The organism is Flavobacterium sp., assembly GCF_029242675.1.
Lineage (GTDB): Bacteria > Bacteroidota > Bacteroidia > Flavobacteriales > Flavobacteriaceae > Flavobacterium.
In genome coordinates, this window is record NZ_JAQWTM010000359.1 from 1 (window position 1) to 9370 (window position 9370).

A 9370-nucleotide genomic window follows, 5' to 3' on the forward strand; every position below is an offset into this window, starting at 1 on the left:
ACGAAGAGTCAGAACTTTTAATGCACAACTTTGTAGATTTTGTACATCCTGATGATAAAGAGTCAACAATAAGTGAAGCAAGGAAGGTAGAAAAAGGAAGTGAAAGCTATAAATTTGAGAATAGGTACCTTACTAAAAAAGGTGAAATTGTTTGGCTAAGTTGGTATTTTAATCCTATTGTTGAAGAGCAACTTATTTATGCTACAGCTATTGATATATCTGAACAAAAAAAATTAAGAGAGTTAAATGAACAAGCTAATAACCTAGCCAGGATAGGAAGTTGGGAAATAGATATGCCAAACCAGAAGGTTTATTGGTCAGATGAAGTCTTTCAATTACACGAAACCGATAAGCTATCCTATAATCCAACATTTGAGGAAGGTATAAATTTTTATAGAGAAGACTTTAGGCCATTCGTAACACAAACAATAAACAGGTGTTTTAATGAAGGAATACCTTTTGATTTCGAAGCAGTATTAGTCACTTGCAGCAAAAAAGAAATTTGGGTACGAGTGATAGGAAAGGGAGAATATGCTAATGGTATTTGTAAACGAGTTTATGGAAGTTTCCAGGACATCAATAAACTAAAGTTAACTGAGGATAGAATTTTCTCTTTGTCCAATAATTTACCTGGTGTAGTTTATCAATACCGAATTGGAACTGATGGCCGAGAAACTGTAGAGAATGTATTAGGAGGAATTCAACAACTATGGGGAGTAAAACCCAATAGAGTATCTGAAAACCTTAACAGTGTGTGGGAGCAAATTAAAAAAGCAGGAGATTATGATTTAATGCGTTCTTCCATTGATGAATCAATTAAAAATAAAACACGATGGAACTGCCGCTTCAGATACGTTATGCCTGATGGGGAGTTAAAAACGCATTATGGTACTGGTACACCTAATTTCTTGGCAGATGGAACTATTTTATACAATTCTATTATCTTGGATGTGACAGAACAGGTTAAAGTAGCCGAACTGCTGAACCACGCTAGTGAATTAGCTCAAATAGGTAGTTGGGAAATGAGCTTGTTGAATCAAACTGATAACCAAATGTATTGGTCGCCCATGATCAAAAAAATTCTTGATGTAGATGAGGATTATTATCAAACTATGGAAAGCGGGATCCATTTTTGTACTCCCAAAAGCAAACAAAAAATAGAAAATGCATTCGAAAAGTTGATAATGGAAGGAATAGATTTTGATGTAAATGTCAAAACAATTTCTGCAAAAGGGAGGAAAAAATGGGTCAGATGCATCGGAAAAAGTGAAGTTGTAAATAATATCCGGACTAGAATATACGGCAGTTTGCAGGACATTAACGAATCAAAAATAGCAGAGAAAAAGTTTAAAAAATTATATCGGGAAAAAAATAATATTTTAGAAAGCATAGACGATGCATTTATTTCCATTGACAAAAAATGGCGAGTTATGTATTGGAACGAACATGCCACTAAAATTTTTGGTATTAACAAGGAAGTAATCATAGGAAAGCAGCTGTGGGAAGAATTTCCAGATTTGGTAAAAACAAAAATTTACAGGCAGTTTAATAAGGTCGTTGCTTTAAAAAAACCGAGCTACTTCGAAATTTACTATAAAAAAGTAGACTTTTGGTTAGAGGTTTCAGCCTATCCTACTGAAAAAGGATTATCCGTTTATTTTAAAAATATAACAAGTCGCAAAATAGCCGATAATAAATTTGAACTTGCTAACGAACGCTTTGAAAAGGTTACGGAAGCTACGAAAGATGCTATTTGGGATTGGGATATTGCTAATGACAATTTTTATCGATCCAAAGCTGTTGAACGTTTTTTTGGTAATAACACACTTAAAACACTTCATACTAAAAACTTTTGGACTGATCGATTTCATGCAGACGATCTTGAAAATATAAAACAAAGCATTTCGTTGGCAATTGAGGACCCTAGCTGCATGCGATGGGAAATAGAATATAAAATTTATAATGAAGATTCTAAAATAATTTACGTTCTGGATAAAGGACTTATCATCAGAGATAAGAACGGAAAAGCGACCAGAATGGTAGGAGCAATGACTGATATCACAGAGCTCAAGGAAATGACAGTGCAACTTACTGATTTAAACAGAGAGTTGCGCGAAAGAATGATAGAGTTAAAGCGAACAAATGAAGAATTAGAACAATTTGCATTTGTAGCCTCGCATGATTTGCAAGAGCCATTACGAATGATCACTAGTTTTATGGATTTGCTTGAACGCAAATACAGCGCATTATTAGATGAAAAAGGCTTGCAATACATTTATTTTGCTACTGATGGAGCCAAAAGAATGAAACAAATCATTCTAGACTTACTAGATTATTCAAAAGCAAATAAAACCACTGAGGATAGTGAACAAGTAGATATGAATGTGGTGATTTTTGAATATAAAAAATTGCGTCACAAGCTAATAAAAGATGCTAATGCAATTATAATAACTAATGATTTACCTGTAATAAAAACATATAAAGCTGCGATAAGTCAGATATTTCATTGTATCTTAGACAATGCAATTAAATATTCTTACGAAAACAGGCCACCAGAGATAAATATTGCTATTACAGAAGACGCAAGCGAATGGTTTTTTTCGATTACGGATAACGGAATTGGAATTGAGCCTCAATTTTATGAAAAGATTTTTGTAATTTTTCAGCGTTTACATAATAACAATCAATACAGTGGAACCGGTATTGGCCTCTCTATAGCTAAAAGGCATATTGAATTTTTGGGTGGTCAAATTTGGGTAGAGTCTAAAACAGGGGAAGGTTCTACTTTTTATTTTAAAATTCCAAAAACTAAATAAAATGAAAAACTATCATACAAAACCAGTACATATTTTACTAGTAGAGGATAACGAAGGCGATATTGTACTTACAAAAGAGGCATTTGAAGAATGTCAAGTTAAGACAAAGATAAGTGTTGCTAAAAATGGTCAGCAAGCTTTGGATTTTCTTTATAAAAAAGGGATATTTACCGAAGTTCAGAAACCTGATTTAATATTATTGGATATTAATATTCCTATTTATAGTGGTCACGAAGTGCTAGAAAAGATTAAAAATGACCCTAATTTGAAAACAATTCCGGTTATCATGTTGACAACATCGTCCAATAATAAGGATATTAATAAAGCTTATGAGAACTATTGTAATAGTTATGTTGAAAAACCGTTAAACATTAATGACTTTTTAAGTGCAATTTTAAAAATAGAGCAGTTTTGGCTCCAATTAACGACCTTGGCGGATTATAATGAAAACAAAAACTGATAGTTACACTGATAAATTGACAGTTCTGGTTATTGAGGATAATCTTGGCGATTATGTGTTGGTAGAAGACTATTTATTAGAAAAATTTAGCAATATAGACATCAATCATTATCCTGATTACGAAAGTGCTACTACTTATTTAAATACGACTAAAGATGAAGTTTCAGTAATATTATTAGATTTAAACCTACCCGAAATTCGAGGTATGGAGTTAATAAACAGTATCTTAAAATGTAATTATGAAATACCGGTAATTATATTGACAGGGTACTCTGATTTAGATATGGCAAAAAAAAGTCTGCAAATAGGTATTTATGACTATCTAGTTAAAGACGAAATAAATCCTGTAATTCTGCGCAAGACAATAACGTTTGCCATTAATAGAAGCAGCTTTATCAAAGAGATTGAAACGGAGAAACAAAATTACGAGAACTTATTTAACTTCAATCCACAACCTACTTGGTTGCTAGATGCAAACTCTCTAGAAATAATAAATGCCAATATTGCTGCACAGTTTAAATATGGTTATTCCTTAAATGAATTTAGACAAATGACTTTTGCTCAACTTCATCCTGTAAAAGAGCAACAAATGATTAGGAATAATTTAATATCCGACCAAGAAGAAGCTATTAAAGAGCATTTTACCCACATCATAAAAGATGGAAGTACCATTAAAGCCGATGTATATTTTAAAAAAATATCAAATGATGCCAATAACTCTATTATTGTGCAATCTAATGATGTAACAGAAACTTTAAATCATATCAATACCATTGAAATACAAAACACAAAGTTAAAAAACATAGCTTGGACACAATCGCATGTGGTGCGCGCTCCCATTTCTAGAATTTTAGGAATTATCAACTTAATGGAAGGTCAGGTATACAACGAAGAAGAAATTGTTTTTTGGATGAAACAATTAAAAATTTCAACCATGGAAATGGATGATATTGTCAAAAAAATCGTGAGCGAATCGAATCAATTAGAAAATGAGTAATCAAGCTAAAATGAGTAAGCAAATTTTAATTATTGATGACGATCCAATATATAGAATGATCGTTTCAAAGACTATAGAACGGATCGACATTGAAATGCAAATTGAACATTGTGAAAATGGACAATGTGGCTTGGACCTTTTAAAAGAACTAAGTACTACTGATAAGCCAATAATCGTTCTTTTGGACATTAATATGCCTTTAGTAAACGGTTGGGATTTTCTAGAGCTAATAATCCAAAATAAATTTTATGATATTAGTGCTCTTTCGATTTACATAGTCTCTTCATCAACTGATGAAAGTGATTTAATTAAAGCTAAAAAATATAATTTCTTGAAGGGCTTTGTTCATAAACCAATTCATAAGGAAGAACTTCTAGTCATTTTTAGTAAATAAGTAGCGTTATTTACAAGAAGGCTAAATAGTTAAAAAATAATACTACTCTTATTTTTTAATAAATATGAAAAAGGTAGAACCAATTCCTTTACGACTTTCTGCCCATATTTTCCCATCATGACGTTCTATAAAGTCTTTACATAATAGCAGGCCTAAACCTAATCCTCTATCATGAACTAGTTCTTGTTGGGTTGTTAAGTTGCTTTTTGAAAACAAGGATGCCACAGTAGCTTCACTCATTCCAATTCCATTATCAGCAATGGATAGCGTAACACCAGCAGCGTCAGAGCTAGAGGAAATAGAGATTTTACCTTTCGCTGCTGTAAATTTTATAGCATTAGATATAATATTTCTTAATACGGTTTCTAACATGTTTTTATCAGCAGTAATAGTAGCATCATCAGGAATAGTAATTTGAATGCCTATCTCTTTACTTTTTGCAACTTGAAATGACAGTAGCAACGCATCGGATAAAAAGGCTTTTAAATTAATTTTTTCGGGTAAAAACTGTATTTCATTTGTTTGTGATAATGACCATTCTAGTAAATTTTGAAGCAACGAATAGGTTTTTTTAGAAGTCTCGTAAATACCATCCACAAATTCTTCTTTTTCTGAATCTGTTAAATCGGCGCTACTTTCTTTTAGCAGTTGACTCAATCCAATTAAAGCATTAAAAGGGGATCTTAAATCATGCGAAATAATCGAAAACAATTTGTCTTTAGTTGCATTGGCTTGATGCAACTCTTCATTTTTTTTATTAGATACTAGCAGTTGTTTATTATAATTAATCTTCAAATATTTGATAGTAAATAAGATAGTCAACAATAAAATACTTAAAGTCAAAGCGATATCAAAAAAGCGGAAAGACTTTTTATCGTAGATTACATAAATTAAGTCGGGATAATTATATTCTAAATAAAGTAAAGTAAAAGCAACAAAAAGATGAAATAACATCCAAAAGACTAAGTTTTTTTCTTCAATTATCGCTGCTAAAATTAAAAATGTAATTCCAAAAACTAAAATCATTGGCCCGTCTATTCCGCAATTCAAGGAGTAACCAATCACTAAGGTAGTATAGGTAAAACAAATATAAATAGGTAGTAGCAGCTTAGATTTTCTTTTGAAGCGGGAAAAGTAGTAGAGCGTTAATAAAAAACATAAAACAACGACTAGCAAATAACCTAGAATATCAAGCCCTATTAAAAAATTGGAAGGAAAACAAATCAAAAGTACCAGAGCGGTAATTAAACAAAATCCATGAAATATTCGTTGTTCTAACGAAAATTCATCTTCAGTTCCAATTAAGCTTTTCCATTTTAATGTCAACATTATGAAAGTTTTATGTCGGTCAATGTACAAAAAATATAGAGAATTTCAGCAATTAATATTATTATTCAATCGATTGTTAAAAGAAGTTAGATTGGATTTGAATCGCACTCATAAAGCGCTATTTTTAATTTTAGTGTCAACCGTAAAATAGTGATAACAAAAACCACAATTTTCTCAATTTTTTAAATGCTGTTGGTAGAGAAAATATTTTGTCAAACAGAATTCCTACAATTTTCTTCGGGACAGCACCGACTTGCGTTTTTAAAATCGTATCTTTAAAGTTATCGAATATAAAATTAGATTATCTATGGAAATTGTTATCATTGGAGGAGGATTTGCAGGTTTAAATCTTGCGAAAGAACTACTAAATCAAAAAGATGTTCATGTCACATTAGTCGATAAAAATAATTATAATTTCTTTCCACCCCTTATTTATCAGGTTGCAACAGCTTTTCTTGAGCCATCGAGTATTAGTTATCCGTTCCGGAAATTTTTTGCAGGCAAGAAGAACTTGCAGTTTAGATTGGGTCAACTTCAAGAGGTTGTACCTGATGAAAATAAAGTAATACTTCATAATGGTGAAATAAGTTATGACTATTTAGTTTTTGCCACAGGAGCTGAAACAAGCTATTTTGGTTTAGAAAATGTCAAGAAAAATGCCATCCCAATGAAAACATTGAATGATGCCATTGACATGCGTAATACTATTTTGAAAAATCTAGAAAAAGCTGCTATTTGTAGAGACACTCGAGAAAGAAGAGCGCTTTTAACCATTGTTGTCGCTGGAGGAGGACCAACCGGTGTTGAAGTTTCTGGTATGTTTGCCGAGCTGAAAAACAATATATTTTTAAAGGAATATCCGGAGCTTGCAACTGCAGCAAGTAACATTTATTTGATAGATGGAGGTCCTGCGTTATTAGCACCCATGAGCAAAGCGTCACAAGAAGACACCCATAAAGCTTTAACAGATCTTGGTGTAATCGTTAAACTAAATATTCAAGTCGTTGATTATAAAGAGGGTATTGTATACCTTTCTAATGACGAAACCATTCAATCGGAAAACTTAATTTGGGCTGCCGGAGTTTCGGCAATGACTTTTAAAGGGATACCATCTGAAAGTTATGGACGCGGAAAAAGAATGATCACAGATACTTACAATAAAGTACAGGGAACAAAAAATATCTATGCAATAGGAGATACTGCTATTCAAAATTCAGATCCCGCTTTTCCTGATGGGCATCCACAAGTCGCTCAAGTGGCAATACAACACGGCATCAATTTAGCAGCCAACTTCAAATCGATGCTCCGTAATAAACCCTTGACTCCTTTTAAATACAATGACAAAGGATCAATGGCAATTATTGGTAAAAACAAAGCAGTTGTTGATTTACCAAAACCTAAAATGCATTTTAAAGGTTTTTTTGCTTGGGCAATTTGGTTATTTATTCACTTAGTATCGCTACTAACATACCGGAACCGTGTTAAAACTTTTTTCAATTGGATGATTGCTTACTTTGCCAAAGATCAGAGTTTACGAATGATTATTAGACCAGACAAAAAGATGAAACCAGTAAAAAATGCAAGTGAATAAGTATGTTCCTTTCTAAAATTTGATAACAATCGTTCGTTTTCCTATCACTAATACAACCAAAGCTACACTGGTTGAGGCTGCCATGATAATTACCATAGGCAACAAGGAGTCTTTTACAAATAACCCAACTGCAAAGGAGGCAAGAGCACCAAGTCCTAGCTGAATGGCACCCATCAATGCCGATGCACTTCCTGCATTTTTACTAAAAGGAGCAAGTGTTAATCCTGCCGTATTTGGATTTGAAATTCCCAAGCAAGCTAAGAAAATAAATAACATAGCAATGGTCGTATATAACTCTAAAACGTTATTTACAGCTAAAACTAAAAACAAAATAACTATAACCGTTTGCGTTAAAAGGGCTCCAAAGATCAATTGTTCGCTTGAGTACCATTTTAGTAAGACTGAATTTAGTTGACTTGCTAAAATAAAACTCATAGACATAAAGGCGAAAATCCAACCATACATTTTGGGATCTACTTTATAGATATCCATGAAAATAATAGGCGAAGCTGCAACGTAGGTAAACAGTCCAGAAAAAGCGATTGCTCCCGTAAAGGCATACGTATAAAATTGAGGTTCTTTAGCTACCTTAACAAAATTGCTAATTATTGGTTTTGGTTTAAGTGAGATCGATGGATCTGGTTTGTAGGTATCTGGAAGCCCAAACTGTGCGGCAATTAAAATTACAATCCCAATACACATCAAAATTAAAAAGACCATATGCCAACCGTACCAGTCGGTTACATACCCACCAACAGTAGGAGCCAGCATAGGAGATAAGCCAACCACTAACATCAAAAGCGAGAAAACTTTTGGAATATCTTTGACCGGAAACAGGTCGCGAACCATGGATACTGATGCTACTGTAGCAGCGCAGCTACCAACGGCTTGTATAAAACGCAACCCAATAAAAGTATCGATATCTTTAACAAATACACATCCTAATGAGGCCGCAATATAAACTAACATACCTATAAACAGCGGCTTCTTTCTTCCGTATCGGTCTAATAAAGGACCGTATAATAATTGCCCTGCTGAGATACCTATAAAATAACTAGACAAAGTCATCGCCACATTAGCCACAGTGGTGTTTAAGTCAGTTGCAATTTGTGCAAAACCAGGCAAATACATATCAATAGAAAACGGACCGAGAGCCGTAAGTGACCCAAGGATCAAAATTAGTTTTAAATAGTGGCTTTTAGTCATGATAAACTTTGTTTTTTTTGTAAATGTAAGCATTTACAAACCTTATAATTGTTTTAAACTTACAGTTTGATTAGTATAGCGAGGAGCTTTTTCCTGCTAATCGCTACAAGCTTTACGGTTTCAAACTCATTTTATACAAGCTAGCAGGAGCTTCCGTTGGTCGCTCTACTACCTTGTTAAAATGTAGTTTTCATCCCGTCAAGGCTTTTCACTTTTATCAGGGCTAGGTCACAGTGCTTCTTAATAAATAATTTTCTTTATCCCGAAACAAAAAAAATCGGAACGTTCTATTGGATTACCATAAAACATTCCGATTAGTTTTTATAAACAAGTAAGTGTGATTACGAAATTTCTACCACCTCAAGATCAAAAATTAGATCTTTACCTGCAAGAGGATGGTTACCATCTAAAATTACAGTTTCTTCTTTTACTTCAACCACCATTAAATTTATTTCTTGACCATCTGGTGTGCGGGAGACTAATCCCATCCCAACCTCTGGCTCCATTTCTTGCGGCAGCTCTGATTTTGGTACTTCAATAATTAAATCGGGACGAGGATCTCCATAAGCATCATCTT

At 33.1% G+C, this 9370-nt stretch carries 7 protein-coding genes and 1 pseudogene; 5 read left to right on the plus strand and 3 right to left on the minus strand.

Annotation, left to right across the window (positions count from 1 at the left end; translation table 11 throughout):
• The 4 genes from P8M54_RS13205 to P8M54_RS13220 all read left to right on the plus strand — a co-directional run.
• A partial coding sequence (locus P8M54_RS13205; RefSeq protein WP_300288400.1) for a PAS domain-containing protein occupies positions 1-2816 on the plus strand: 2816 nt, incomplete at its 5' end.
• Between the two features lies 1 nt (position 2817).
• Positions 2818-3276, plus strand: coding sequence for a response regulator (locus P8M54_RS13210; protein WP_300288401.1), 459 nt, complete (start codon positions 2818-2820; stop codon positions 3274-3276).
• A complete protein-coding gene (locus P8M54_RS13215; RefSeq protein ID WP_300288402.1) occupies positions 3260-4273 on the plus strand; it encodes a response regulator in 1014 nt (337 codons plus the stop codon). Before P8M54_RS13210 ends, P8M54_RS13215 begins: the two co-directional genes overlap by 17 nt.
• A complete protein-coding gene (locus P8M54_RS13220) occupies positions 4266-4667 on the plus strand; it encodes a response regulator (RefSeq protein WP_300288403.1) in 402 nt (133 codons plus the stop codon). The genes P8M54_RS13215 and P8M54_RS13220 overlap by 8 nt, the downstream gene beginning before the upstream one ends.
• 48 nt (positions 4668-4715) lie before the next feature.
• On the opposite strand, the gene P8M54_RS13225 is transcribed toward P8M54_RS13220, so the two are convergent.
• Complete coding sequence (locus P8M54_RS13225; protein ID WP_300288405.1) at positions 4716-5996, minus strand: HAMP domain-containing sensor histidine kinase; 1281 nt, start codon at positions 5994-5996, stop codon at positions 4716-4718.
• Positions 5997-6303: 307 nt separating this feature from the next.
• On the opposite strand from P8M54_RS13225, the gene P8M54_RS13230 reads away from it, so the two are divergent.
• Positions 6304-7587 carry an NAD(P)/FAD-dependent oxidoreductase gene (locus tag P8M54_RS13230; RefSeq protein WP_300288406.1) on the plus strand — a complete coding sequence of 428 codons (1284 nt, stop codon included), beginning with the start codon at positions 6304-6306 and terminating at the stop codon, positions 7585-7587.
• 12 nt (positions 7588-7599) lie between these two features.
• Here P8M54_RS13230 and P8M54_RS13235 read toward each other — a convergent pair whose 3' ends face one another.
• Positions 7600-8793, minus strand: a complete 1194-nt coding sequence (locus P8M54_RS13235; protein WP_300288407.1) for a multidrug effflux MFS transporter — start codon at positions 8791-8793, stop codon at positions 7600-7602.
• A gap of 341 nt (positions 8794-9134) precedes the next feature.
• Positions 9135-9370: pseudogene (locus tag P8M54_RS13240) on the minus strand (peptidylprolyl isomerase); the annotation flags it as partial.

Coding starts and splice junctions, on each gene's coding strand:
- P8M54_RS13210 (WP_300288401.1), top strand. CDS start 2,818: ATGAAAAACTATCATACAAAACCAGTACATATTTTACTAGTAGAGGAT.
- P8M54_RS13215 (WP_300288402.1), top strand. CDS start 3,260: ATGAAAACAAAAACTGATAGTTACACTGATAAATTGACAGTTCTGGTT.
- P8M54_RS13220 (WP_300288403.1), top strand. CDS start 4,266: ATGAGTAATCAAGCTAAAATGAGTAAGCAAATTTTAATTATTGATGAC.
- P8M54_RS13225 (WP_300288405.1), bottom strand. CDS start 5,996: ATGTTGACATTAAAATGGAAAAGCTTAATTGGAACTGAAGATGAATTT.
- P8M54_RS13230 (WP_300288406.1), top strand. CDS start 6,304: ATGGAAATTGTTATCATTGGAGGAGGATTTGCAGGTTTAAATCTTGCG.
- P8M54_RS13235 (WP_300288407.1), bottom strand. CDS start 8,793: ATGACTAAAAGCCACTATTTAAAACTAATTTTGATCCTTGGGTCACTT.